The sequence below is a fragment of the Sphingomonas faeni genome, assembly GCF_030817315.1.
Taxonomy (GTDB): domain Bacteria; phylum Pseudomonadota; class Alphaproteobacteria; order Sphingomonadales; family Sphingomonadaceae; genus Sphingomonas; species Sphingomonas faeni_C.
Map to the genome: position 1 here is coordinate 3408430 of NZ_JAUSZF010000001.1, position 25292 is coordinate 3433721.

General features: G+C 60.7%; 25 protein-coding genes. 9 read left to right on the plus strand and 16 right to left on the minus strand.

From position 1 onward, the window contains the following. Positions 1-369: 369 nt before the first annotated feature. From QFZ54_RS15810 to QFZ54_RS15825, 4 genes are all read left to right on the plus strand, one after another. Positions 370-3381 (plus strand): TonB-dependent receptor domain-containing protein, encoded by a 3012-nt coding sequence (locus QFZ54_RS15810; RefSeq protein ID WP_307088662.1) that lies wholly within the window; start codon positions 370-372, stop codon positions 3379-3381. A gap of 478 nt (positions 3382-3859) precedes the next feature. After that, the gene (locus tag QFZ54_RS15815; RefSeq protein ID WP_307088664.1) at positions 3860-4288 is read left to right on the plus strand and encodes an MFS transporter; all 429 of its coding nucleotides are present in this window, start codon (positions 3860-3862) and stop codon (positions 4286-4288) included. Beyond that, entirely contained in the window at positions 4260-5288 is a 1029-nt protein-coding gene (locus QFZ54_RS15820; RefSeq protein WP_307088665.1) for an MFS transporter, read from the plus strand. Before QFZ54_RS15815 ends, QFZ54_RS15820 begins: the two co-directional genes overlap by 29 nt. Positions 5289-5478: 190 nt before the next feature. Continuing rightward, positions 5479-5748: a DUF1488 family protein gene (locus QFZ54_RS15825; protein WP_307088666.1), complete on the plus strand. Its 270-nt coding sequence runs from the start codon at positions 5479-5481 to the stop codon at positions 5746-5748. An 86-nt stretch (positions 5749-5834) separates the two neighbouring features. Here the strand turns inward: QFZ54_RS15825 and QFZ54_RS15830 are convergent, their stop codons facing one another. After that, complete coding sequence (locus tag QFZ54_RS15830) at positions 5835-7424, minus strand: hypothetical protein (protein WP_307088668.1); 1590 nt, start codon at positions 7422-7424, stop codon at positions 5835-5837. Between the two features lie 489 nt (positions 7425-7913). Between QFZ54_RS15830 and QFZ54_RS15835 the strand changes: the two genes are divergently transcribed. The 3 genes from QFZ54_RS15835 to dinD all read left to right on the plus strand — a co-directional run bounded on the left by QFZ54_RS15835 (position 7914) and on the right by dinD (position 11065). Beyond that, positions 7914-8099, plus strand: coding sequence for a hypothetical protein (locus QFZ54_RS15835; protein ID WP_307088670.1), 186 nt, complete (start codon positions 7914-7916; stop codon positions 8097-8099). A 387-nt stretch (positions 8100-8486) separates the two neighbouring features. Beyond that, positions 8487-9236 carry a hypothetical protein gene (locus QFZ54_RS15840; RefSeq protein WP_307088672.1) on the plus strand — a complete coding sequence of 250 codons (750 nt, stop codon included), beginning with the start codon at positions 8487-8489 and terminating at the stop codon, positions 9234-9236. A gap of 386 nt (positions 9237-9622) precedes the next feature. After that, entirely contained in the window at positions 9623-11065 is a 1443-nt protein-coding gene (dinD, locus tag QFZ54_RS15845; RefSeq protein WP_307088674.1) for a DNA damage-inducible protein D, read from the plus strand. A 15-nt stretch (positions 11066-11080) separates the two neighbouring features. Here dinD and QFZ54_RS15850 read toward each other — a convergent pair whose 3' ends face one another. The 7 genes from QFZ54_RS15850 to QFZ54_RS15880 form a co-directional block, all read right to left on the minus strand. Then, positions 11081-11584, minus strand: coding sequence for a hypothetical protein (locus QFZ54_RS15850; protein ID WP_307088676.1), 504 nt, complete (start codon positions 11582-11584; stop codon positions 11081-11083). A 560-nt stretch (positions 11585-12144) separates the two neighbouring features. After that, on the minus strand, positions 12145-12393 hold the full coding sequence (locus QFZ54_RS15855; RefSeq protein ID WP_307088677.1) for a hypothetical protein: 249 nt from the start codon (positions 12391-12393) through the stop codon (positions 12145-12147). 1 nt (position 12394) lies between these two features. Continuing rightward, positions 12395-12844 (minus strand): hypothetical protein, encoded by a 450-nt coding sequence (locus QFZ54_RS15860; protein WP_307088679.1) that lies wholly within the window; start codon positions 12842-12844, stop codon positions 12395-12397. Positions 12845-12846: 2 nt separating this feature from the next. After that, positions 12847-13539, minus strand: coding sequence for a hypothetical protein (locus tag QFZ54_RS15865; protein WP_307088680.1), 693 nt, complete (start codon positions 13537-13539; stop codon positions 12847-12849). Between the two features lie 3 nt (positions 13540-13542). After that, positions 13543-14073 carry a hypothetical protein gene (locus tag QFZ54_RS15870; RefSeq protein ID WP_307088682.1) on the minus strand — a complete coding sequence of 177 codons (531 nt, stop codon included), beginning with the start codon at positions 14071-14073 and terminating at the stop codon, positions 13543-13545. A gap of 3 nt (positions 14074-14076) precedes the next feature. Beyond that, on the minus strand, positions 14077-14463 hold the full coding sequence (locus QFZ54_RS15875; RefSeq protein WP_307088684.1) for a hypothetical protein: 387 nt from the start codon (positions 14461-14463) through the stop codon (positions 14077-14079). Positions 14464-14568: 105 nt separating this feature from the next. Next, positions 14569-15144: a hypothetical protein gene (locus QFZ54_RS15880; RefSeq protein WP_373458553.1), complete on the minus strand. Its 576-nt coding sequence runs from the start codon at positions 15142-15144 to the stop codon at positions 14569-14571. A gap of 263 nt (positions 15145-15407) precedes the next feature. Here QFZ54_RS15880 and QFZ54_RS15885 point away from each other — a divergent pair, with 263 nt between their 5' ends. Both QFZ54_RS15885 and QFZ54_RS15890 read left to right on the plus strand, forming a co-directional pair. Next, positions 15408-15974 carry a hypothetical protein gene (locus QFZ54_RS15885; RefSeq protein WP_307088687.1) on the plus strand — a complete coding sequence of 189 codons (567 nt, stop codon included), beginning with the start codon at positions 15408-15410 and terminating at the stop codon, positions 15972-15974. A gap of 238 nt (positions 15975-16212) precedes the next feature. Beyond that, positions 16213-18114, plus strand: coding sequence for a calcium-binding protein (locus tag QFZ54_RS15890; protein ID WP_307088689.1), 1902 nt, complete (start codon positions 16213-16215; stop codon positions 18112-18114). A 227-nt stretch (positions 18115-18341) separates the two neighbouring features. Here the strand turns inward: QFZ54_RS15890 and QFZ54_RS15895 are convergent, their stop codons facing one another. The 8 genes from QFZ54_RS15895 to QFZ54_RS15925 form a co-directional block, all read right to left on the minus strand. Continuing rightward, complete coding sequence (locus tag QFZ54_RS15895; protein WP_307088691.1) at positions 18342-18638, minus strand: hypothetical protein; 297 nt, start codon at positions 18636-18638, stop codon at positions 18342-18344. Positions 18639-18652: 14 nt separating this feature from the next. Further along, complete coding sequence (locus QFZ54_RS15900) at positions 18653-20041, minus strand: SGNH/GDSL hydrolase family protein (RefSeq protein ID WP_307088692.1); 1389 nt, start codon at positions 20039-20041, stop codon at positions 18653-18655. 178 nt (positions 20042-20219) lie between these two features. Next, positions 20220-20438, minus strand: a complete 219-nt coding sequence (locus QFZ54_RS20470; protein WP_373458554.1) for a helix-turn-helix domain-containing protein — start codon at positions 20436-20438, stop codon at positions 20220-20222. 144 nt (positions 20439-20582) lie between these two features. Next, complete coding sequence (locus tag QFZ54_RS15905; protein WP_307088695.1) at positions 20583-20906, minus strand: hypothetical protein; 324 nt, start codon at positions 20904-20906, stop codon at positions 20583-20585. Positions 20907-21151: 245 nt separating this feature from the next. Beyond that, entirely contained in the window at positions 21152-21682 is a 531-nt protein-coding gene (locus QFZ54_RS15910) for a hypothetical protein (protein ID WP_307088697.1), read from the minus strand. 154 nt (positions 21683-21836) lie between these two features. Then, positions 21837-23996 (minus strand): hypothetical protein, encoded by a 2160-nt coding sequence (locus QFZ54_RS15915; RefSeq protein WP_307088699.1) that lies wholly within the window; start codon positions 23994-23996, stop codon positions 21837-21839. Continuing rightward, positions 23996-24661 carry a hypothetical protein gene (locus tag QFZ54_RS15920; RefSeq protein WP_307088701.1) on the minus strand — a complete coding sequence of 222 codons (666 nt, stop codon included), beginning with the start codon at positions 24659-24661 and terminating at the stop codon, positions 23996-23998. The genes QFZ54_RS15915 and QFZ54_RS15920 overlap by 1 nt, the downstream gene beginning before the upstream one ends. Next, entirely contained in the window at positions 24658-24909 is a 252-nt protein-coding gene (locus QFZ54_RS15925; protein WP_307088705.1) for a hypothetical protein, read from the minus strand. Before QFZ54_RS15925 ends, QFZ54_RS15920 begins: the two co-directional genes overlap by 4 nt. Positions 24910-25292: the final 383 nt, after the last annotated feature.

Here is a 25292-nt window from a genome sequence, read left to right on the forward strand (position 1 = left end):
ACGCAGGAAAGCAAACGCACTCCCTCATCCGACGGCTGCGCCGCAGTGCCAGTCGTAGGCCGCGGCAGGCAAGATGCTCACCGGAGCACGGGCCGCTGCGACGTGGCGCAAGATCCTGGGTGCACCGTCCGGAACCACGACACGCGAACTGATCGTTGCTCCGGAACGAGCGGTAGCCGCCAAGCCTCCACGTGCGATGCTTGGCTCATTGTTGCGGATCAGTAACACTGCGCAACAAACTTTCGCGGCAGATCCGTCGCGATTTACAATGTTGTCATGATCCGACACTGAAGCATGCATCAGGCGCCGGGGGGCGTCGATCGCTGCTCACTCCGGTGGCCGCGATATCATGATTTTGGGGATAGATTCATGCGCTCGATCAACCGCGCCAACGCTACACGTCTGTGCACCGGCGCCGCGCCGCTGGCCATTCTGCTGAGCTTGAGCAACCCGGCCTTGGCGCAAACCGTACCGGCCGAGCCCGCCAACGCATCGACCGAGCAGGCTGCGGATCCAGCACAGGACATCGTCGTCACCGGCTCGCTGTTTCGCCGCACCAACACCGAGACGCCTTCGCCCGTCACGGTGCTGACTGCGGACAGCCTGGCCAAGGCCGGTATCACGACGGCCGCTGAGGCGATACGCTCGGTCTCGGCCGATAGCGGCGGTTCGATCGGCGTAGGCTTCCAGAGCGGCTTTTCCGCCGGCGGCGTCGCGGTATCGCTGCGAGGCCTCGGCGTCTCGTCGACGTTGGTGCTGGTCGACGGCCTGCGCTCGGCCAATTTTCCGATCAACGACGATGGCCATAATTCCTACGTCGATCTCAACTCGATCCCGTTCAGTCTGATCGAGCGCGTCGAAGTTCTGAAGGACGGCGCATCGTCGACCTATGGCGCCGACGCTATCGGCGGCGTGGTCAACCTGATCCTCAAGAAGCAGTTCACCGGCATCGCCGGCACGGTCGAGGCGGGTGCTAGCAGCCGCGGCGATGCGGAGCGCCAGCGCGCCAACCTGACGATCGGCTATGGCGATTATGCCGACAAGGGCTTCAACGTCTATCTGAACGGCGAATTCCAGCAGGACGGTCGCGTCAGCAACCACAGCCGTGGCTTCCCGTACAACAACCGCGATCTGACCTCGATCGGCGGCAACGACAATAACGGCGCCGACAACTCGCTGACCACCGCGACGCCGAACGCGGTCGTCGTGCGCACGACGCAGACGGACCTCAACAATCCGTTGAGCGGCGGTACGGCGATCGCAAACGCCAACTACACGACGCTGAATCTCGACAACTGTGCACGCGGCACCTTCACCCAGACCGGTGTCGCCAACGGCGTCGGCTGCAAGCACAACCTGGAAGACGAGTATTTCCAGCTTGCCCCGTTCCAGCGCAAATATTCGATCAACGGGCGCATCAGCGTGCGCCTGGCGGACAATGTCGAGGGTTATCTGACCGGCAGCTATTCGAACAGCTACGTCAGCATCAACAACGCGCCGCGCGCTCTGCGTAACACCCAGCCTTATGGCGGCGCCCCGTCGCTGGCGTCGAGTAATCCGGGTATCGTTCTGCCGGTCTATATCTGCACGGCGGGCATCAATTGCGCGACTCCCGGTGCGCCCGGTCGCCAACTCAACCCCAACAACCCGTACGCCACGGCATTTGCCAACAATCCGGCAAACGGGGCAGCGCGTATTTACTATTCGTTCGGCGACATTGACGCCGGCAGCGATCGTACCAACGAAGTGTACCGCTTCGCCGGCGGTCTGCACGGCACGGTCGGCGACGACTGGACCTGGAAGGTCGACGGCGTTTACGCCCGCGACAATCTGGAGATCGTCCAGCGTGGCTATCTGAACATCGCCAACACGCTCAATGCGATCAACACAGGCGCGTATAACTTCGTCAATCCGACGCTGAATTCGCAGGCGGTTCGCGACTTCGTCTCGCCAGACAAGATCACGCCGTCGAATTCCGAAATGTATTCGCTCGATGCGGCGATCACCAAGAAGCTGTTCGACCTTCCCGGCGGCCCGCTGATGGTCGCGGTCGGCGGCCAGGTGCGGCGTGAATCGCTGGTCAACAACAACCAGAACGAATTGCTCGACACCTACGGCCTCACGACCTCGTCGGCGTTCGGCAAGCACACCGTTTCGGCGGGCTATTTCGAGATCCAGGCGCCCGTGCTCGACATCCTCGAGATCAATGGGTCGGGCCGCTACGATCATTATTCGGAAGGCTTTGGCCGCTTCTCGCCCAAGGTTGGCTTCAAGTTCACGCCGATCCGCCAGTTTGCGGTCCGTGGGACCTATTCGCAGGGCTTCCGCGCGCCGACGTTCGCCGAATCCGGTCCGCGGTCGCAATATGCCGGCTTCGTCAACACGCAGCCTCCGGGAAATTTCTGCGCAGCCCACGGCGGCTCTGCGACGGCTACCAACACCTGCGTGACGGGCGGCAACCCGTACAACCTCAACTATTCGGTTGGTCGCGGTTTCGTCGGCAATCCCGACCTGAAGCCAGAGACATCGCGTAGTTTCACCGGCGGCATCATCGTCGAACCCACGTCGTGGTTCAGCGCGACGGTCGACTATTACAACGTCAAGAAGTCAAACCTGATCGCCAACGGTCCGCTCGCGGGCGACGCGATCGTCGCCTACTACCGGCAGTCGAACCTGGCCGCCGCTACCGCCGCGGTGGCAGCAGTTGGGCAGGGCTATTCGGTCAACACGGTCGACGGCGTTGATCCGGCATTCCCGAACGCACTACCCCGCCTGCTGATCATCAACGCACCGTTCGTGAACGTGAACTTCGACAAGACGTCGGGCCTCGATTTCTCGGCGACCGCGCGTATCCCGCTAGGTGAGGGCATTCGCTTCACTAGCCGGGTTGAGGCGACCTACATCATTCAATATGATCGCCACACGGCGCAGGGCGTCCAAAAATTCGCGGGTACGATGGGGCCGTATGATCTGTCGTCGGGCAACGGCACGCCGAACTGGCGCGGTAACTGGCAGAACACGCTCGCCGCCGGCAAGTTCTCGCTGACCGCAACCGCCTATTATGTCGGCAAGATCAAGGCGGTCGCCACCGATCAGGGCAGCCTCGACACGTCGTGCGCCAACAGCCTGTACAAGTCGTCGCAGGCCGGTGTGCCCGTCGATCGGTTCTGCTACGTCAACAGCTTCATCAACGTCGACCTGAACGCGACGGTCGCGGTGAATGACGACTTCTCGTTCTTTGGTAACGTCGGAAACATACTCGGTGCACGCGCGCCGATCGCCCCGGCTTCCTATGCCAGCTCGCCCAACTATCTGACCACATGGCACTATGCCGGCCTGATCGGACGGACGTTCCGTGCAGGTGCGAACTTCAAGTTCTGATCACCAGACGTGAAGACTGTAGGGGCGGCTTCGCAAGAAGCTGCCCTTAATTCGTTTTGCTTCTGCGTTGATTTCCCTTTGTTGGTCTGGTTTCTTGGTAGCTATACGAAGAGAAGCCGAGTGACGCGGTGACGAGAGTCCATTTCGGCAGTTCGCAGGTGCCGTTAATCAGCTGCAGGACGCTAGACCACAGGTTCCCTGAGGAGAAGATCATCGGGCGGAGAAGTCGAGCGGCTGATGGAGCAGCCCCGACGCCACCAATCGGCCGCATTGCTTACGGGATCCTTAGCAGCCACCAATTCCATTGCAGCGAACCGGAAGCTATTGCTCCGCGTTCGTTCTCGCCGGTGGTCTCGCTTGGTGGCGGCCGTCGTCGTCGACACGATGAACGTTCGTGACGGCGGATCCAATCCGAAGGTGGCTGCATGATCCGTACTGGCCTACTTACCTGCCTGACGGCCCATCTCGGTGACGTGACATGACTTCGGCCCTCTCATGTCCGGGCGAAGCCGCCGTCGCCCACGCAGCAGGGGTCGGTGAGACCACTGCGAACCCGCGTTGGGTGCTGCTCGCCACGATCATGGCATCGAGCCTTGCCTTCATCGACGGCTCGGTCGTGAACGTCGCGCTTGCCGCCATCGGCCGATCGTTCGGAGCCGGTTCGTCGTATCTGCAATGGACGGTGAACGCCTACCTCTTGCTGTTGTCTGCGCTCCTGCTTCTCGGCGGTGCCGCTGGCGATCATTTCGGGCGGCGCAATCTGCTCGTCATCGGAACAGTCCTCTTCGCCACGGCATCCATGGCGTGCGCGTTCGCTCCGACCATCGATCTCCTCCTGATGGCGCGCGCTGCGCAAGGCGTCGGGGGGGGCCATGCTCATGCCGAACAGCCTGGCGGTGCTCGGTGACGCGTTCTCCGGCGAAGAAAGAGGGCGCGCGATCGGAACCTGGGCATCGGTCGGCGCGATCGCCGGCGCAATCGGGCCGCCGCTCGGCGGGTGGCTCGTGGAGACCGTCGGTTGGCGCGGCATCTTCCTGATAAACGTCCCGGTTGCCGCAGTCGCGGTCCTGCTCGCTCTGCGCTTCGTCAAGGAGAGCGGTCAGGGTAAGCAGGCCTTGGACTGGTTGGGGGCGGTCCTGGCTACGGCTGCCCTCGGCTCGTTGACATGGGCGCTGACGAGGTGGTCGGCAGGACACGGCTCCGGGCCGGTCACGCTGCTCACGGCAGTCGCAGGCGCGGCTCTGCTGGTGGTCTTCCTGCTGCACGAGCAGCGACGAGGTGAGCGTGCCATGATGCCTCTCTCGATGCTCGCATCGAAGCCGTTCGTCGGGCTCACCGTCGCGACCCTCCTACTGTACGGTGCACTCGGCGGAGTGCTCGTCCTGCTGCCGTTCATGCTCATATCAGCAGTCGGCTATTCACCCTTCCAGGCAGGACTCGCTCTCCTTCCGCTGCCAGTCGGCATAGGCGTGGCGTCCCGGCTCATGGGGCGCGTTACCGCGAAGGCGGGGCCTCGGCTTCCGCTGACGATCGGTCCGGTCGTTACTGGCATCGGCTTCGCCTTGCTCGTCCTCGTCGAGCCGGCTGATGGATACTGGGCGAGCGTTTTCCCCGGGGTGGCGGTGATCGCCCTCGGGATGGCGGGTGCCGTCGCGCCGCTGACCACGGCCGTGCTGTCCTCCGTCGATGCACGGCACACCGGCACGGCATCGGGCTTCAACAGTGCGATCGCGCGGACCGGCGGACTGATCGCTACTGCGCTGGTGGGGGCCGTCATGCCTCAAGTCGGTACCGCTCTTCTCGATACCTTCCATCACGCGGTGCTGATGTTCGCAGTGATAGCGGTGGCAAGTGGTGTGGCATCATTCCTGACGCTCGGCCCGTCTGCTGAGGCCAAGACTGGTTAGATGCGAAGCGGCGGCGCGAACCCTCTCATCGCGGCCGCAGCCTGGTTATCGCTCGGCGCCGGTGGAAGGTCGCTCGGGGGCGCAGCGCGTATCCTAGTCGTGCAGATAACGGGAAGTTGAACCCCGGAATGGCTTGTGCCGACGATCCGCAGGGGCCACGGCGCCACCTTACCCAACGGAGTTCTGCGACATGGCAAGCAACCTGAAGATCGACCAGGACAGCCTCATCGACAATGATCGCGAGCGTCAGGTCGAGTTCACCGCGGAGGTCGACGGAGACGACCGCGACTTCGCGGTGAAGTACGCTGTTCTGAAGGAGCTCAGCGGCGACGAACCGGAGAACGACGCGTTGGAATTGTTCGAGCGATTCAGCGACGAGATCGTGGATGTCTGCGTCGAGGCAACCGTGTCCCGGCCGTCCGCCAGCCTGATCGTCATCTCCGAGGGCGATCTGGAATAGTCGAATGTCCTCGCGACGGTCGGGCTCGGCCGTCGGTGAGGGCGATCACCGTTGCCGCGCATGCGCGCCTTGCCACGATGAACTGGTCAATGATCCAGTTCGGCCTGTCGTCTCCACGCCCCGTCATCGGTCATCTGCTCCGACAGGCGCTGCACCACGCAGATCAGCTCGACCACGCGGACGGCGTCGACCGTGCGCACGTGCATGGTCGGTCTGCGCGCCGCGATCAGCTTCTGCATGTCATGATCGAACTCGGCGCGGTTGATGAAGACCTCGCCGAACACCTCGTCCCAGTTCTGCTTGGCGAGGATAAGCCCAGCCAGATCCCCCAGTTCGACGAAGTTGAGCAACGGTGCGAAAGCCTCCCGGCGCTCCATCGCGGCTCTGCGGATGCCCTTCGCCTTGCCAAGCAGATTGGAAGCGCGGAGCTTGAACCAGTCGTCGCCGAACCGCTCCTCCAGCTTTCGCGTCACATAGGCTCGCAGCTCGATTTCGAAGCGTTCGAGGATGGCATAGGTGTCCTTGCGCGTCCCTCGCGAACGTATCGTCATCGAGACTTCGCCGAACGTCACGACCGCAACGGCATTCGATTCCGAGCACATGCCGGTCGCGAGACCGCTTTCGATCATGACCTCCAGCGCCACGCCCGGCGTGGCAACGATCAACCCGTCGTCGACATCCGCATCACGGTACATGCGCTTGCGCACCCGTGCGTCGCGCCAGTAGTCCTCGGGAAGATCCGGTCGGGTCCGCCACTCTCCGAAAAGCGACTGATAAGCATCGAGGCGTAGATCGCTGCGCAGGCTGAACGTCTCGCCGATACCGGCGATCACCGACATCTTGAGCCGGGTCGAAGCGAGGTCGGCTTCGAGCCGCGCGCTGAGGCCGAGCGTCGCGCTCATCCTGGCCTGGTCGATTGCCGCCTTCCCGTTGAACGCTCCCAGCACGGACGCCTTGATGTCGCCGATCGCCGCACCGACTCCGCTGCTGAAGAGGCGCGTGACGCTGGACGCGTCGGCCGCACCGAGGACGCTCGCCCACTGCCCGGTACGGGAGATGTCGCCGAACGGACCCGCCAAGGTCGCGAGCATGGCCTTCTGCGCATCACGATGCTGCTGCTCGAACTTGGCGAACGTCTCGGCCGCCCCGCCGAGGGGATGCATCGCCTCTTCGAGCTGCCGTTGTGCGTGCTGAACGGCACCGGCAAGACCCGGATCGATCGTCACGGGCTGCATGCCGCGGATGGCTGCGATGATTTTCGGATCGATCCCGATTGAGAAGGCGCCACCGATTTCCCCCAGAGCCTCCTGCTGAGCAAGAAAAGGCCGGATCATGGCCAGCTTCTCAGCATCGCCCAGCGGCGGCTCCAACGCATTCTGAATGGCGGACATCTTGGCTGCGGTAGCCGCATGATCGGCAAACGAGCCGAACTGGCCTGCAAGCTGACCAGCGGACGATCGGGCGTAGTCCCGCGCGAGCTTGGCCGCCGAGCCGTCGAGATGGTCGCGTGCCAGGTTCAGCGACAGCGAATCCACGTGCTTCTGCACGGATTGGGCTGTGGCCAAGCTCTCGCCGCGCAAGAACTCCTCCGCCGCCGTCAGCGGTTCGCCGCGCGCGATCCTGGAGAGCTCGTCCTGCGGAAGCCTGCCGCTCGTTGATTCTTCGAAGTCCGTCATTGATCGCGTCCCGTCATGCTCGGGCCATAGCCTGCGTCTTACCGCGTCGCAGTGGAAATCGCGATCGGCGGCAGGGCATGCTTGCCGCCCCGCGTCGGCTCCGCGTCGGCTCCGCCCGGCAACTCGGGTATCGTCGCTGCCTCTTTCTGTCGCTAGCGGTTCCTTCGGTCACTTTTTACAAGACAGGAATGTAGGCACCTATACGTCGCCCCGCGCAAGCTGTTGATAATGCTATGTCGGATCAGCGTAGTGCGCCCAATCTATGACTTAGGATCACCTTTGTGCGTGATCCTGAAGTGCAATTTTCGATTTACCGAGGGGAGGCGGAGCAGACTACCTGCCAAGGGACAGCTTCCCGTCTAAGTTGCTGAGAAGTCGGGATGTTCTCCCGTTCCACGCACAGGCGTTCCCACATTTGGTCCCTCTTGCGGTTTCGATTGGTGGCGAACGCGAGCGAGCGTTTGCGAACGCCGATCGTGGAAGAGATGAATGACCCCCGCCGAAACCTACCGCGCGAACGCAGCCGCCCAGCGCGAAGCCGCTCAGAAAACGACGCTCGCCAATCGGCGGGAGATGCACGAGCGGTCAGCCGCGACCTGGGAGTCGATGGCAGACGCGACGGAAGACACTGCAGCGCGGGCGGTCGTGAATGCTGCCGCCAAGGCAGGGCGCTAAGGCCGAGTTTCGACACTTAGCCCATCGGCATGGTGTTCGGTATCGGTGGTACGTCATTGCGCGTGTGCACATGATTGCCCATGATCGACCAGCACGGGCACATCGGGGGCGCAATGGCCGAAGATTACTGGCGCCAAAACGCCGAACTAAACCGCGAACCGGGGGGAATGGCTCTCGCTCCTGACCCGCCTATCTGGATTGAGGGCGGTAGGGTTGCGGCTGGTAGCCTCAGCGCGATGTTGGACCTATGGGCCCGACTCCCGGCATCGCATCAGCGTCATCACACGATCAGTATTTCGGGTGGCTCACTGAACGAAACGGCGATTCGCGGCTTACTGGAGCAGCCCCGGTACGTGGTAGGTTGATGCTGTTCCTAAACGGCCTCCGATGAACCTTACAGCCTACGTTGGTGCTCCCGTAGCGCAGGTTGAGCGTGGCTGGTTCTACGATTACCAGACGTTCATCGGCGCCATGATCGCGCTGATTGCAGCTCTAATCGCAGCGGAAATAGCTCGCCGGCAGTTGAAGGCCGCGCGGGAGCAGATCGCCGAGGCCAGGCGCCAGGCTGATCTTGATCGAGCGGGGCGGCTACGAGCGGCCCGGGCATCGTTCCCAGCGGTGTTGAGCGCGATATGCGACTATGCCGACGCGACTGCTCGCGCGCTGTACGGCGCATGGCCAGCAGTTGCCCGTCTTTATCCGAACGACGTCGATGAGGCGCAGGACTATCGGATCACGGCCGCGATCCCACCTTTCCCCGTTGGTACTTTGGATGCCCTCGAGCGCGTGGTTGAGCTCACGTCAGCGGAAGATGTAGCCGATCGGATCGAAAGCCTGCTGCGCGAAGCCCAGGTCCTTGGAGCTCGGACCCGCAAGCTTGAAACCGGCGACAATCTTACGGTTGGGCATCTGTCGGCGTACATTCTTCAAGCTGCCTCCATTTACGCTCGAGCGGAATCGCTGTTCGAATACGCGCGGCGTCAGCGGGACGGGCTTGCGGTAGAGCCTTTGTGGGCCCGCGTCTTTGTGGCGCTATCAATGTTCGACATTCACGAGGAACAGGTTTTGGCGATGGCGAGGAGGGAGCGCGATCGTGGCGATCCGCCTGGAGAGGCAGAAACGCTGCCCGTTTACTGAGCTTTACCGTCGCGCTGCCTTTGCAGGGCATGATCATGCAAAGATCGACCCTAGCGTAGCTTCGAGCAGTGGTGTCGTACACTGCGACCGTTCCGTTTTCGTGCTGCAAGTGTTCGCCGTGGAACGTCGGGTTGTCGACTCACTAACGAAACGCTAACCCGGAAATATTCGGGCGAGTCCCTGAACGCAGAAACCGCCCACGGGAGGGACCCCGAAAGCGGTTTCTGGTTATCGCAACAGCCTTCAGGGGGCCGATGCTTTGGTATTCCGTGCGGCTACAAAACCCGTGCAGGTTGGTCAAGGTCTCCTGGATATAAGGATACCTTTATATGACTGTACCTCAACGAACTGCCGCTAGCGAAAATTCACTGCCCAGTATCGATACGATGATCGACCGGTTCGAAGCGGCTGGCCATGATGACGGCCACGGCGACAAATGCTGGCATGCTCGGGATTTGGCAGTGCTGCTGGGGTATAAGCGCTGGGAAACGTTTCCTGACGTCCTGGCAAAGGCAAAGGCTGCAGCCAGAGTCAGCGGTCACGATCCTCAAAACCATTTTCGGGACGTGACGAAAATGGTCTCGGTTGGGTCGGGGGCTGAGAGGCCGATCGCCGATGTCGCGTTGTCCCGGTATGCAGCCTACCTGACTGCGCAGAACGCCGATGCTCGAAAGCATCCGGTTGCCATCGCTCAGACCTACTTTGCAATTCAGACTCGGCGCCAAGAGCTAACGGATCAGAATGGTCCCGATTTTTCTACGCTATCGGACGTTCAGCAGCGCCTCTACCTTCGAAACCAAGTTATGCAGGAGAACAAGCGGCTTGCCAGCACTGCCAAGGGTGCAGGCGTAGACGGTAGCGGCTTCGGGAAATTCCAAAACAGGGGCTACCAAGGTCTGTATGGGGGAAGGGGGGCCGACGATATTCGAGAGTACAAGGCCTTACCAAAGCAGGCGAAGATCCTGGATCACATGGGGCCAACCGAGTTGGCAGCTAACTTGTTTCGTATCACCCAGACGGAAGAGAAGCTGCGGAGTAATGGCATCAAGCAGGCCTGGGCAGCTTGCGAAGCTCACTTTGAGGTCGGCAAGAAAGTCCGTCAGACAATGCGGGAATTGAGCGGAATTCTTCCCGAAGATCTTCCAGTCGAAGAGGATGTCAAGAAGATCGCTTCGGCCGAGCGGCGTGCTCAACGTCGCCTTCCTCCCGCGCCGGCACTTGCTCTAGTTGCTCAGCCCGAGCCAGTTCCGGAGCATACAATTGTCGCGATCGATCTGAAGGCCGATCTGTGGAAGTATGCGTTGCTGATAATGTCAGTTCAGCCAGGGCAAGCGATCACCACCACGGACTTAATCGCTGAGCTTCCAAAATACATTCGCATAGACGAGCAGCAAGCCGAGCCGAATTCCAGTAGGAAAGACAGCCGGTTCTCTCAGCTCGTTCGGAACCTCAAATCGCATAAATCGTCATCGACGAATTTCATATCTCGGGGCTTTGCAGAGGACACGCCGGGTGGTTTTGAAATAACCGACCGCGGGTTGCAGTTCGTGCAGACATACTTCGGCGACCCTAAACCGTCATCTATCGAAGAGCGCTACGAACGGGACCAATATGAATGGGTGGCCAGATCCGTAGGGCTTACCTCCGGAGAACTGGCAGAGCTTGAGTGGGACCTCGAGCCCATCGAAGGGGATGGAATCCGGTACGGTTACATGGTCGTATTTGCGGAAAACTCCGACCGCCGCCTTCTCGACAAAATTCGGGGCCTAGGCCAGGGGTACACTGTTCAGGTGGGCTTCCCACCGGAAGACGATGAGTCTCCGCTATGACGTCTGCAGCTATCCTCACGACACAAACATTGCCTCAACGATCGCCTGCATAAGCACTCCACGCGGCACGGGAACGCTGACCGAGGTGTAGCCTTGGTTGGCCGCCCGTCTCGTCCCGTACAGCCCGATCCACTGCCGGCCGTGCTGCCGCCACGCGCGCTGCAGCGCAGGGACAGGCAGCAGCACGCAGGTCGCTGCCGGCGCATAGGCATAAGCGATGAAGTCGCAGGCCAGCGGCTTCTGCACCCATCCCGGCGATCGCCGCGTCTCGTCCGACCAGCGCTCGAGCAGCACGTCGGGCCAGTCCTGTGTTCGGATCTTCTCGTCGACCGTGAATGTCCGCCCGCAGGCTAGCGTCAGTAGCCGATCGATTCCGCCCCGCTGCGCCCAGCCGTCGTCCGACACCGCGACCGCGGACATCAGTGTCGGGAAGGCGCGGCGGTATATCGGTATCCACCAGTCGGACCCGTACTCCGCGGACAGGTCGAGGCTTTCCTGGAACCTATGAACACGCGCCAAACCCGCCGACCGGGTTCTGCGGGCAACGGGCTGGTGTTGTAGCGGTCGGGGCGATGCCGCCGGCCAGAGTGCGGTGCTATTCGTATGCTTGCTCCCGTTCATGATCGTGGCCGTCCTCGTCGTCTTCGCGAAGGTGTTCGAGGTCCGGATCGCCGTCGATGTCGTCCACGCGGTCGATCATGCGCATGGTGAGCTGCGCAAGTTCAGCACGGGGCAACGACGGGATTGCAGCGAACAGCCTCGCCGGCGAGGCCACATCGTTCGGTCGTGCCCATGGCCGGTTGCGTGTTCGCATCCAGGGTCGCGCAGTCCGCCGCACAGGCGAACATGTGATCGAAACTTGCCCCATCACCGTGCGCTCCCCGCGCGTGACGCAGCCGGCGAAACAATCTCCCGGGCGAGAACCAACGCCTTACGCTGCAGTCTACGCCCCTGCCGTAGCTTTGCTACGAACTGGGCATCGCCAAGGGTTTCGCGGCTAAACCGTGTCTCGGTGATGCGATGTCTCCGACAATGGCGCCGAACGAACAGCAACATGCGGGTCGTCGATACTATCTTGGTCATGCGAGTTCCCCATTCTGGCGCCGCTCAATGGTGAGCCGCACCGCATCTTGTCGCTCCGGATAACCGACGACCTGCGCCATGACGTCGGTCAGTTCGTCGGCGGGGCATTCAGCAACGACGAGCCAGAGCTTGCGATCGGACGCGAGGGCGTAGCCGCCACCGATCTGCACGAGTGAGTGCAGCCAGCGTGCCGGGTTGAACGTGGAATAAGCCGTGGCCTCTTCCTGGATCGATTGGGTTGTCATGTCAGCGCGCCTCCGGACCAAGGAGGCGGCGCTGGTCGGCCATGTACCAGTCCATGACGTGCGCCGCCCAAGACGGGCTGGAACCGCTTGCCGCCATATCGTCACCGAAAAGATATTCCGTCTTCCACAAGAGCGCGGCGTGGTCGGGTGCGGGTATTGCGAACAGCGCCCACGTCGCATCATGGCGAACCTCGCCCAGCCGCTCGAACTCGGCATAAAGGATGTCCTGGGTTTCCTTGTCCGCGGCGTCGTGGAGCGCGTCGAAGCCGGCGGCGTTGGCGTCGTCCTCGGCCGCCGCGATCGTCATCTCCTTGAACGCCTGGTCCCATGCCGTGCGATCGACGGCCGGAAGGGAAGCGCCTTTGGCCTGCGACGTAATCGCGAGGCCGCCAGCGACAGCGAAGAGGCCAGCGCCACCAATCAGAGCGCGGCGGGTGGTGTGAGTGTTCATGCTCAACGCTCCAGATTTGCGTGGTCGGTGAAGCGGCGTAGATCAGCCGCGACGAGCTCGCTCAGTTTGTCGTCGGTTAGCTGGGCGTCGAGGAAGATTTGCGCCTTGATCGCTGCCGCCTCCGCGTTAGGCGCGGGAACCGTGACGACGAGATTACGCAACTCAGCGTGGTATCGGTCCATTGCTACGCTGTAGGATTCCCAAGCCACATCCCATGTGGTGCCCGTATCCGGATCCTGTTTGCGATCGGCGCACCAAGTCGCATCAATAGCGTGAAACGCCTTGCCTGTTTCGCGCATCGGCTCCGCTGCGGTCCGAACGGTGGCGAGTGCATCATCCCAATCGGTGCTACTGGTCCCCGCGATCCGCTGCACGTCCTCCAAGATGGTCGGCAACCAGTCCATGCCGTCGCCCATTTCAAACTCGACCATGAAGGCGAGCTTGGCGCGCAAGTCCGGAGCTGTGCTGACGGGATGCTGGCAAACGGCGTACATCGTCGTGACCCATGCGTCATTCAGGGCATTGTTCGCGGTGACGTGTGCGCCGCGCTGGTCGGCGCTGACGGTCTTGAACGTGTCTGCCTCCAGCACTTCGCGCTGGTGACGTTCTGCCTTGTCGTTAGCGGCATCGCAGGCGGCGAACAGTGCGGCAATGACAGGCGACGTGGCGGCGGTCTGGACAGCTTTAATGGCCATGATTCAAGCCTCCGGAGCGAGGTAGAGGGCGGCGTCGGTCGCGATCTGTGCGGCCTCTTCGCCGTCGAGCCTGACGCCGCACTGGTCGGCGTCGACTATGAAGCGCAGCTTGGCGCGGGCGTCGGCGACCGACTGGCACGGTTCATTGGCCATAATGCGCTCGATCGCACTGGAACGGGCGCAACCTTCTTCGCTAAGATTACGGTTCGTATTCAGCTCGGCATATTCGAGGCGGAGTGTTTCGAACCGCGACGTTACGAGGCGGCGGGCGTCGGCAAGGAGACGGTCAAGTATCTCTTCACGCGGCAAGCTGCCGCCGTCGTCCAGAGCGATGATGAACGATCGCGCAAACTCTTCGAGCGTGCTGGCCGGGGTGCTGTCGATAACGTCAACGGCATCGAGAAACGCCTTGGTGTCCGCATCGCTGCTACCGCGCTTGTTAATGGCGATTTGCATCCGGCGATAATGCGCCTCGGCAACCTCAAACGGAGTGGCGGGCGGAACTGCGGCGGCGGCGTTGGGCTTGGTCGCCATCTCTCAATGCTCCGTGCTGGAGACAAAGAGCGCTGCAACGGCGTCGCTTGCGGTCGGCTGGTCGCACCACTGGCGGAAGGGCTCATAGGCCGCATCGCCGTGCTGCATGTGGGCCTGCAACAGTCGGTCGCCGAGCTCCATGCGAATGGCCTCCAGCGCCTCGACGCGGTAGCCCGCAAAGGCCGTCCACTTGTCGACCGCGTTGCCGTAACGGCTGCGCTGTTCGAGAAGGGCGGGGGGAAGCGCGGCGCACGAGTCCAGCAGCTTTATGGCTCGCGGGTCCGCGGTCCAGCAGGCCGACGAACTGCCAGCGGTCATAGCCGAGGAAACAATCGCTCGATGCGTAGTGGCAGCAGCGCGCGGGGCGATGCTATGGGCCTGGGTAGCCATAATCGATCTCCTTCGGATCGGTGGTGGTCAGACCGGAACGGAGGGGCCTAATCCTCTGAGCCGGTCGCTTGTGCAAACTGTGCTACTTGTGCAAGCGGCACCGAACTATGGCGAACGCTGGCGGATGTCAACGAACTTGTGCAAGCGGCGTAAACTCGGTAGCCGATGGTGATGGACAAGGAGCCCAAAGACGTCCGGTTGCCGATCATGGTCACTCAACAGGAGGCCACAGCGATCGACGACTGGAGGTTTGAAAACCGCGTTCCGACCAGGGCCGAGGCAATCCGGCAACTGATCGCCCTCGGTCTGCAATCCAAGCGCTGACGAGACGAGCATAGTAGGGGCGCACGCCGAGCCGCCGACGGGCGCCCAGCCATCATCCTTCCAACTTCGCAGGGAGTTCGCTTCGATCTCGTCGCCGATCAGCGACCAGTCGCAGTAGCGGCGGAAAAGCGCGTCCGCGTAGCTCGGGTCACCGTGCTCATGCAGAGCGGCAATGAACGCTTCCAGAGTCACCGTCGTGAAACCTGCTCGTTGGTCGGCCAGCGGCATGAAGTGCCCGACGTACCGGCGACAGGCGCCCTGCATTGGCAGGTTCAGTTCAGGTGCGATCACGAGAAACCGGCCTTCGCTGAAGTCACCGCGCATGATCGCCGCCTGCGCTAGCACGTCCTCACGCATGAGCTGGTGTAGCGACAGCTATGGACGTGGCTTTCGCAGCGGTTCCCTACAGCATCGCTGGCGCGCTACATCAGGCAGCGATGCGTGATCCGCAAATGCAACAGCTGGAACTCTATAAAGCTAATAGCCGAGGGCCTCTGTCTGATGAGGCAGAGTTTCGCGGCGTGGTGAGCGCCGTTGCTTGGTTTTCGAGCTGCAGTATTAGGCTCGAAGGATTCCGTAGTTAGCTAGACGCTTCTCCCGCGATGGGGCACATCCGTAAAATGAACAGAGGTATTTTTGGCCAGGCCGAAAAAAGGCTTGGCGCTGCACGGAAGAAAGCGGCGGAAATAAAGAATAGTCGATCTCTTGACGAGATAACCGAGCTTTGGTCCGAGTTCCTGACCGAGCATTCAAGGTTTTTCAATAGGCTAGGCAATGCGATGGAGGCCGCGAGCGAAAAGGGCTGGTTCGATCGAGCCTTGGCTGCCCGAAAAACGGACAAGACTATGTCGTATCTGATGCATGCTCGGAACGCCGATGAACACGGTCATTTGACGATCACCAAGATTCAGCCAAACGGTATAGCACTTGGTACTCCTAAAGGGTTTCTTCACATTGAAAAAATGACCTTTGATGCGAAGGGGCACATTAAGGAGCTTCGGGGATGGGACGGCGCGCCTGGTCGAAAAATTCCAGTTCTTTTCGTACCGGGGGAAGTCATGGCCATTAATGTGATGGACCGCGGGCAGTCGTATCAACCGCCAGAAGGTATCTCATCGGTGCCTGTACTTGCCACCGTGGCGGTCGATTATCTTGAATCCGTTCTAGCGGCCGCTCGAACGCTTTAGCATGCGCCCCAGGTTGAGCAGCAGCTTAGGTTTGTCGCTATCATGGGCATGAGAGCGCTACACGAAATTCCTGGTATCGGGGGGTTACGGCGGTCTTCCCGCACTGGGTGAGAAAACCGGGAACACCCTCGGTTGCCAAGCCTCTTACTGCCCCATACGCATACTATTGAAGCCAGATCGCACCTTTAGGGATCGGGCAATCGGTTAGACTGCAAAACTAAACGAGAATGGATTTAACATGGCAACGATCAGCGGTACGACGGGTAACGACGTTTTAACAGGAACTAACGAGGGCGACACGATCTTCGGTCTGGCTGGCGATGACACGATCGACGGGGTCCTCGGCGCTGACGCTTTGTACGGGGGCAGTGGAAACGATCTTTTTAATTTTAGCGCAGTACAGGTATCGTCGCCGGCGCCAACAGCCACTGGCCTCATTGACGGTGGCGAAGGCTCCGATACGATCGACTGGTCGCATATTTCTCCAATCACTTTTGGTTCCATTCGCAACGCTGCTGGGAATATCGTTGCTGGGGCATACGTCGGGTCGCAGCAATTTGAAATTCGTGACGTTGAGAGAATATTGTTTGGAGATCGCAGCGATTATATCTCCCTCAATAGTACGACTACCGGTTTAGAAATACATGCAGGCGGCGGTTCGGATGATATTTACACAGCCGCAGGTAATTCAATTTACGGCGAAGCAGGAGACGATCGGTTCTTCATCTCCGGCACGTTCGACAACCCTGTCACTGGGTTGATTGACGGTGGCTCGGGCATTGACACGCTTAGGATGAACATCGGATTCTCGGTCGATCTCGCCGCCGGAACTGCAACCTCGTTCAGTGCTAATTACCAAGTCTCAGATTTTGAGATCCTTGAATTCAACACGAACGGCTATTCCTCTACGGGTTTGGGCGATGGGTCGACCAACATCATGCGCGTCAGTTCTTTACTGGATGATGGTAAAGCAGGCGTAACCTTCGATGGCCGCGCCGGCGATGATTATATTTCTGGTAGCTCCGGAAACGACGTTCTCCGGGGAGGCTCTGGGCTCGATACCTTGAGCTATGAATATGCGGCCGCAGCGGTACGGATAGACTTGGCAACTGGCTTGGCGACCGGGGGCGCCGGTAGGGATACGCTCGCGAGTTTCGAGACCGTTATCGGTTCGGCGTATGCAGACACGATCATCGGCGCCGCCGGCAACAACGTGTTGGCAGGCGGTGCGGGTGACGACACCATCGTCACAGTCACCGGCATTACTGGAATCAAGCCGGATGCGGGCTTCGACCGGATCAATGGCGGTAGCGGCTTCGATACGCTGGTGCTGGGCGGGGTCCAGTCGGACTATCATGTGCTCAACGAAGGCGGATCCACTTTCCTCGTAACCGCGCGCGGTGCGACCGAGGTAACGGGCGTAGAGCAGGGCGCATTCAGCATAACTGCAGTGCAATCGTGGTCAAACGTACTGACGAGCACGTCGAAGTTCGACGGCTTGAGCTATATCGCCGGTTACAGTGATTTGCGCGCCGTATACGGTACGGATGCCGCTGCGGGGCAGCAGCACTTCTTACAGTACGGCTTTACTGAAGGCCGGTCTTTGTCGTTTAATGCGCTCGACTACATCGCTTCGTGGGGCGACCTGCGTTCAGCCTTTGGCGCCGACGCAACCGCCGGGGCACGGCACTTTATCGAGTACGGCACGGCCGAAAACCGTGACGTCACTTTCGATGGCTGGGCCTATCTCGCGTCCTATAACGATCTTATCCGGGCGTATGGTGCCAACGAGACGGCAGCAGCAGAGCACTTCATTAAATATGGCGCTGATGAGAACCGGGCGACCAGCTTTGACGCGGTCGGATATGCGGCAGCCAACCCCGACCTGGCTGCGGCGTTTGGTTCTGATCGGGAAGCACTGGCCCGCCACTACGTTACGTACGGCTTTGCAGAGGGCCGGGCGCTTGGAACCAGCACGTCGGTATCCATAGCAATCGCTACAGGGGCAACTCCAACGGATATGGTGCCACATGACTCGGGCCTGCCCGCCGCATTCGTTGCGGACAGCATGGGCCATGGCGATGCTGCGTTGGTATTAAATCAGGGCCTGGAACGACACCACTGCCTTCACCCACATTGACAATTCGGTCTTCGTGATCGTCTGACGATCGATCGAGATAGGTGTCTGCGCGCCTATGGCATGGCCATGAAAAGGGCTCCAACGGCGCGCAGGCCCCTTAACGAATTCCTATGCTTCGATCAGATCCAAATCACCCTTAGGCGTTAACCTAGTTGCTGACCGAATGCTTAGTGTAAACGACGCGCTACAAGCCGGTAAGACTACGCCTTCGTTGTAAAAGACGCGGATCAGGCAAGCAGTCCATCATCGACCAGTTGTCGCCGCCACGAATACGCGTTCACGCGCCGGCCGAAGTTCGTTGGGTGGATGTGATCGCCGCTGTCGTAGTCTCGCGACAGAATCTCAGGCGGGTAGGCCATCTGGTCCGTGTGGCTGACGATCCTGCCATCTACGCCGACGATCGGCGCCGGACCCTCGCCGGCGATAGCTAGGTTGAGTTCCCGCCAGCCCTTTTGCGCTGCCACGATCCCCGCCGCGTCTAAGCCGAACATCGCCGCCGCCCAGCGGTCGTTAGCAGGCGTCATGGTTCCGACGTAGATCAAGCCTCCCGGTGGATCGATGCCCGGATGGTGTTGATGTACGCCTGCAATAGCGCGACGTTGACCGATGAAGACGGAACCGTTGCCGGACTGGTCGAGGCGTTGATGACGTTGTTAAGGCCGATCTGAACGATGATCACGCGCGCCGACTGCTTCACCGAACCAGACAGAGCGTTGAACTTTGTTTGCTGGTCCTGAATCGTGTCACCTGGCGTGGCGATCGACGCGACCACATTCAAGTCGCTGGCGAGGAATGTCGCGATGGCCGGCTGCTCCGTCCCGTTGTCGGCGACGGTACTATCCCCGCTGATAATGACGGGCATCGCAAGCGGGGCGCGGTTCAAGTATGCCTGAGCCCGTCCGATCTCGCTATACGAGAGCTGCCGGTCGACCATTACAGAGCCATACCAGCGGAACTGAGCGTAGTTGGTGTTGATGGCCGACCCGCCAACGATGAAGCCATTCGCAAGGGACACTCCGGCAGCTGCGATATTCGGCAAACCTGCCCCCAAGCTCAGCTTGCTATAGGCTCCGAAATACCGCTCGGTGACGATTGTAGGGTTCGTCAAAGAGATAGGCAGCGAGGGGCCGTCTGAACTCGCGAACATCTCAATCGAGGGCGAAGCGGGGCGCATAATGAGGATGCCGCTACCAGAGGGGCCGCTGAATAGCTGCGCCTCTGCAGTCCACGCTTCGGGCTGGACGAGAGATACGCGGTCAACGGCAACACTCGTGGCGAAGTTGACCCGCACCAAGTCGTCTATGCCGTCAAACGAGAGATACAGCCGCCCCCCTGTATCGCGTTGCAACGTTGGGCGCCGCGGCTCTAGACCTGGACATACCAGATGATTGCCGTTGCCTGACTTATCAAGGATTACAGAAACAGGGTCCCCGACGCCGACACGTATCTGCTTGGCTACGTCCTGGTATAGGGTTGTCAGGTCGGACGGATCCCACCACCCACCCTTTGTATCCGAGCCAAACAACTGGCGCGGTGAAAAGCTGGCTGATTGCTCAATAATGGTTTTGGCGGATTCCGAAGCCAGACTAGCCGCCCCTGCGGACTGGCTGAACTGCTCGGCATCATCCACTAGCGGCTGTACGACCGCGGCCACGCCTTCATAAACTGTGTTGTCCACGACCCAGCCGTCGCTCTCACGCCGGTAATAGTCCGCCTCATCTGCCGCCTTGCCGATTGTCCCGACTGGCTTAGCGGTATCGGCTGCCCGCGCGGCTCCTGTCGCGTAATAAACGATGCCGGCGACTGCACCGGAGACCGAGTGAGCCAACATCGTAAATGCCGCCAGCGATCCTTCGCGCGAAGGCTTGGTGCTAGGCGACGGCGGGTTGCCAAACAACGCGTCACGGTAGATTCCGACCACGCTCATGCGCCTGCCTCCCGGTTCGACATCCTTAGCTCCCGAGCGTCCTGTGCGTTGAACGCCTCGTTTACCGCGACCTTGGCCCGATTAAGCCCCAAAGGTCCCGAGATAGCGACATTGATGACGATAGCGTGCAAATCCGCGACCAAGGATTGGTACGGCTCGGCGCTAGTTTCTTTGACGCTCATGACGCGGTCTCGCTTTCCAGTATCTGCGGGGCGTCGAGAACTCCCCGCGCGAATGCGCGCACATCGGCCTCGGGTACCAACGAGCGGCGCCCGGCCTTAACCTTCCTCAGCGTACCGCGTTGGATCAGCCGGTAAATCTGCCGGCGACTAATACCGAGCGACTTGGCAGCGACCGCGATGGTGCAAGTCAGTGGTGGACTAGTCTCAAGGTGCATGCTCGCCTCCGTGCCCGCTCGGGACAAGGGAGCTATTACACCCCTATAAACTGCTTTGAAACAATAATATTACGTATTTACGTACTATTCTTTCAATTTCTGCTCAGAGAGAACAATGCTTTGCGGGAGTGAGGGAGCAGAGGGTCATCGTGCAATCACCGCAGCAACGATCGCCACGATCAACGACACCCCGGAGATACCCAGAGACAGGGAGGCAATAAGATTCGCTCGGTGAGCGACGAGGCCCCCGCGCCGGGTCATCTCCGCATCCAGCAGCGCCTTGATGCTCATCGACGTTGGGCCGGAATTGCTCGATAGCATAGCCGCAAGATAGGCGTGGCTGATGTCCTGCAACAGGATCGACTCTTCAAATGGGTTCCGGTCGCCATCCGCGAACATAAAATCACGATACGCTCGGTCGCCTTTCGTGGGCATATAGCGCGGTGCGCCGGTAGGTGGTGTGGCCATCTGGCCATGCTGTCGAACGCCACCGGACCTGTCCAGCGCCCTCATCTACGATCGCCACGGCACCGTCTGGACGAGCCTCGCCTCGGCAATCCTGTTTACCCCTGTTTGCTTACCCCCATCGCGGTCCCTCGCGAGCGCTGGCCGGATCCTGAGCCGCGTCTCGACCTGATACTCTAGCGTATCAATACAGTATCAGGCCCTTAGCGCCATCTCGGTCACTAACGGCCTGGTACCGTCATTTTCGTTTACCGTGCCGGCAGATCGGCCACGGCAATCTGCCTCAGAAACTCTTCAATATTGGCCTGAACAGACCTGCTGGCAGACTTGCGAGCTCTGTTTGCGCCGGAATAATCGGAGGCTTTTCCGTCTGTCGTCACATCGGTCTTGAACACGGTCGCGCCGCTGTTCCGGTCGACCAGCTCGTACCGGGCCGTTGTGCGTGCGCCGTAGCCAAGCCCGCGAGAGTCGAGTTCCAGTATCTTCACGATGAGAGAAACCTTCCGGGTGGAGTCGTCCCGAAACAGCGCCATGCGCACGAGCGAATCGTCTAGGGTGCTTTTCCAAAGAGACGATACGTCAGCCTCTGCGCCGGCAGTGTTCATTTTGCCGACAGCCTCCTCTTTCGAAGCGACGGTCACGTTCGTCGATAGAAGGGCCGCGTCGAGCCGCTTGGTGCTTGGTGCAACATTGGCTGGTGAAAAGTTCAACGGAGCTACCGAGCATGCGGACAACAGCATAGCAGGCACAACCACCGCACAAAGCGCGTGAAATTTCATAGATCCCCCTTTTAATCTGCTGAAGTCAGCGGGCGGATTGGTCGCACGAGTCTGGAGCGCATGCAATCGCGCCTACCCGGTTGTCTGTTTCAGCCTTCGACGGGGGACGAGGCTTCGATCGCAGCGGCGTATCCCAGCGTCGCCACGCGTCTCATCAGGTTACCGACGCGGCGACCGGGCCGATTGTAATTGCCTCCAGCGCCGCGCCATCGGTGGCGACAATCCAATAGTTCCACGTGCCGGCCGCAACCATGTCCGTGACCAACTGGACTTGCCCTAACCCCCCGCCGTAGCTGTCGATGATCTTGGTGGCGGCTGAAAACGTAGCCGACGATCCGCGCCACACGTCGGACGCGAAAAAGCGAGAGTCGGTTGGGTTTTTCCAGGTCACCTGCGCTTGCCCGATGCCACCCTGCACCGTCAGGTTCGTCGCAGGGGGCAGGACGGCAACAGTGGACAGGACAGAATACTCCCAGGCGGGTCCGCGTCCTGCGGTCGTCAGGTAGCGATAGCGGACGGTATAGTCCTCACCCTCCAGTAGGAGGTTGCTTACCGCCGTATCGTCGTTCACGGACATGGAAACCCACGGGTCGCTATCGCCTCCGGTGATGTCCGAAGTCAGGATATATTCGCCAAGGTATGTCGCGTCGTCACGAAGCGATGGCGGGAAGTCGATGCGGATCGCGCCGCCTGAGAGATAGACGTTCTCGCCAGCGATGGCTGGGTAAGAGACGACAGTGTCGCTGCCATCCACGACGGGCGCCGGCTGTTCCTCGCCGGCTAGGAGAGTCCACCGGCTCGGATCGATCGGAACCGCGCCGATGCTGGTGAAGATGCCGGCGTTGTCCAGTTCGACCGGCGTCGCGATCTCATAGATGCCGTCATAGACGTTATCGTAACGGATCTCCACGATGCGCTCGCCGCGTGCCTGGAAACCCCGAAGGTTCACGACGGGCCCGATCTTGTGCTGCGGCTGCGACCGCATCCCAATGCCCTTGGCCAGTCTCATAGCCTGGTTGTGGTTCTGACAGGCTTGAATATCCACGGTCAGGAACTTCGGTGTCGTCAGAGGGTCATAGTACAGTGGGTTCAGCCAAGCCGCCGACGCCTGCACCGTGTAGTTCGCTTTGGGTTCGGTATAGCGCACGATGACGCCGTGCGTGGCGCTTTCGCCGTCTTGCGCGCCGTAGGTCGAGCAAGTCATGATGTCGCGGTTGCGGGAGAACGACAGTTCGGGAGCATAGTAATGCCCGACGCGGAGCCACGACTTTCCCGCCTCGTCAAATACGATCTGCCCGTCGCAGGCCCGCATGATCTCTAGCTCGGCATCCACGCGGCGTTTGCTGTCGACGATCGACACGCTCGCTTCGTACCGCGGCTGATCGCCTTCGATGCCGCTGACCGTCTCGTCGCAGTAGGTCGCCTGCTCAGCGATCCGCTGCCAGTTGATCGATCGCTCCGGCTTGTTGCGCCCGAACGGGTGGGTGCGGAACCAAGCCCAGATAAGAGCCGCGTTCTTCGTTGGCTTGTAAGTTGATCGGTTGCCCAAGGTCTGCGCCGGGTCGCGCGGGTCGTAGGCAGTGGCCCATTCGCCCAACACGCTGACGGCAGGCTCGCCAAGGCCGAACGGTCCGCGCCAGCGGTATATCTTGTGGCGATGCTCCACCTTGAGGGCATCCATGCAAACGACGGTAAACGTGGTTCCCGCCAGCTTATGTTCGGACGTCCACAGCGACGGGAAGGCCGCGTCCAGCTCAGCAATCCGGGGAGGGACCGGGTTCGTCTCGCTGTAGGTAGTCGTCCACAGCCTGATATATCCTTTACCCTGACCATCCGTGTCGGCTGGGTCCTTCTCCTTGTTCGTCTTGAGACGGAATTCATTTTGCGTGACGTATCGATCGGCACCGACCGTCACAGGCTCATCGTCCAGAAAGTAACTATACGGCGCGTGCAGAATCTCTTCGCTATTGACGATGATGTACCAGAAGCGCCCCTGCGCATCGAACTCGCCAAAAACAGCGCCGCCACCCGATCGCGCCTCGCCCGCGTTGAGCCATCGGGGCGGGTTCGGGATTTTGACGTTTGTCTTGCCCGCCTCCATCGACGGCGCGCGCGAACCGCCGCCCAAGATCGTCCCGATCGCAAAGGCGCCGGCTGCAATGATGGTCGCGCCGATCGCGCTAATGACGAACGCGTTACCGGCCGCGCCAATCGATCCAGCGAGCGATGCCGCCCACCCGCCGCCAATACCCCCGGTGTAATAGGTGAGGGCGGCGATCGCGACGAGCGCGACCAGCTTCTTGAGAAAGCCCATCAGGGGATCTGATACGTGCGGTTTGCAAGGCCAGCGACAAACTCACATCCGCGGTCAAGCGGGACGCCCAGCTGTGCGGCGCGGCGCTTCTGCATGGTGTCCTCATAGGTGCGGTCCGGCGTTTCACTGCGCCCGTCGTTGTTGTCTTTGGCTGTGATCGTCACCTGGTAGTTTTTAGTGACGGTTCCCGCGCTCGATCGCTGCACCGTCTCCGAAAACTTCGGCGAGAACATCACCAGTTCTTTGTAAAACGAAAGTGGCGTATCGGGGCGGACGCCCTCGCCCTCGACAAACAGAACGAGGTAGCAAGTTAGGGTTCGTCCGAATACGTTGCCCTGCTCCGACTTGAGCCCGTTATATAGCTCGTTGATCTCCAACTCTTTTCCGGGAAGCGTCGGGATGTTGAACGAGAAGTTGTAAGTCGCGCTGGTGCCGTCTCGCCCGTCCTGAAGGCTTGGCGTCTTGTGAATGTTGGCGCCATTGCCATCAATGGTCCCCATCCATTCGCGGCCCTTGCTGTCGGTGAAGGTGCCCTGTCCGTCCCACAGATAGACAGGCTCGGTCTTGAAGTCATAGAGCCAGCATTTGCGAACGCACGCCACGATGTCCGTAACGTCTTCGGCCTTGCCCATGACTTCGTCGATTTGATCGTAAAATGCGCTCATTGCGGCACCGTCAAAACGGTGGCTATGGCCGACTGGTCGACGGCCCTCGCATAAACCGCGACGCCCGCGTTCACCTGCGTCCGGTGCAAGGCGCCTTTGCGGAGAGCCGGCATGATCGACGCCCCGAAACCAGGCGTCTTGATGCTGGTGCAGAACGAGCCAGCCTTCGACCGGATGTCGACGTTATCGATTCCACCGGGTGCAACGATCTGCGTCCACTCGTCTGGCGTAAGCGTAAAATCAGCCATGCTAATCCCCCGAGTAATCGTTCTTGTGATCGATCGTGCAGCCACAGCCGCCGGCGCATAAGCGCATGTCACTCTGGAGATCAGCCTCGGCCCCACATTAATACGTCATAAAACGGATAATGTAAGCACTATAGTTACAACACGGAGCAACTTTAAGTCTTTTGCTGTCGATGTCCGCTATCTCGGTCGTTGTGCCGCCAGTCCCCCTCGCGGTGCGCCCCTGCGATCAGATCGGCCACTGCCCAAATCGCCGCGTCCCGAGCCTCTGATAGCTGCTGGAAGGCCGCGGGCCAGTCGGCACGGCGCTCGGCCCCGACAGGGTCGAGGGGAAATTGCGTGGCCATGTCGCAATATTCTCGTGCCGGGAAAGGGCTGCTACCGCC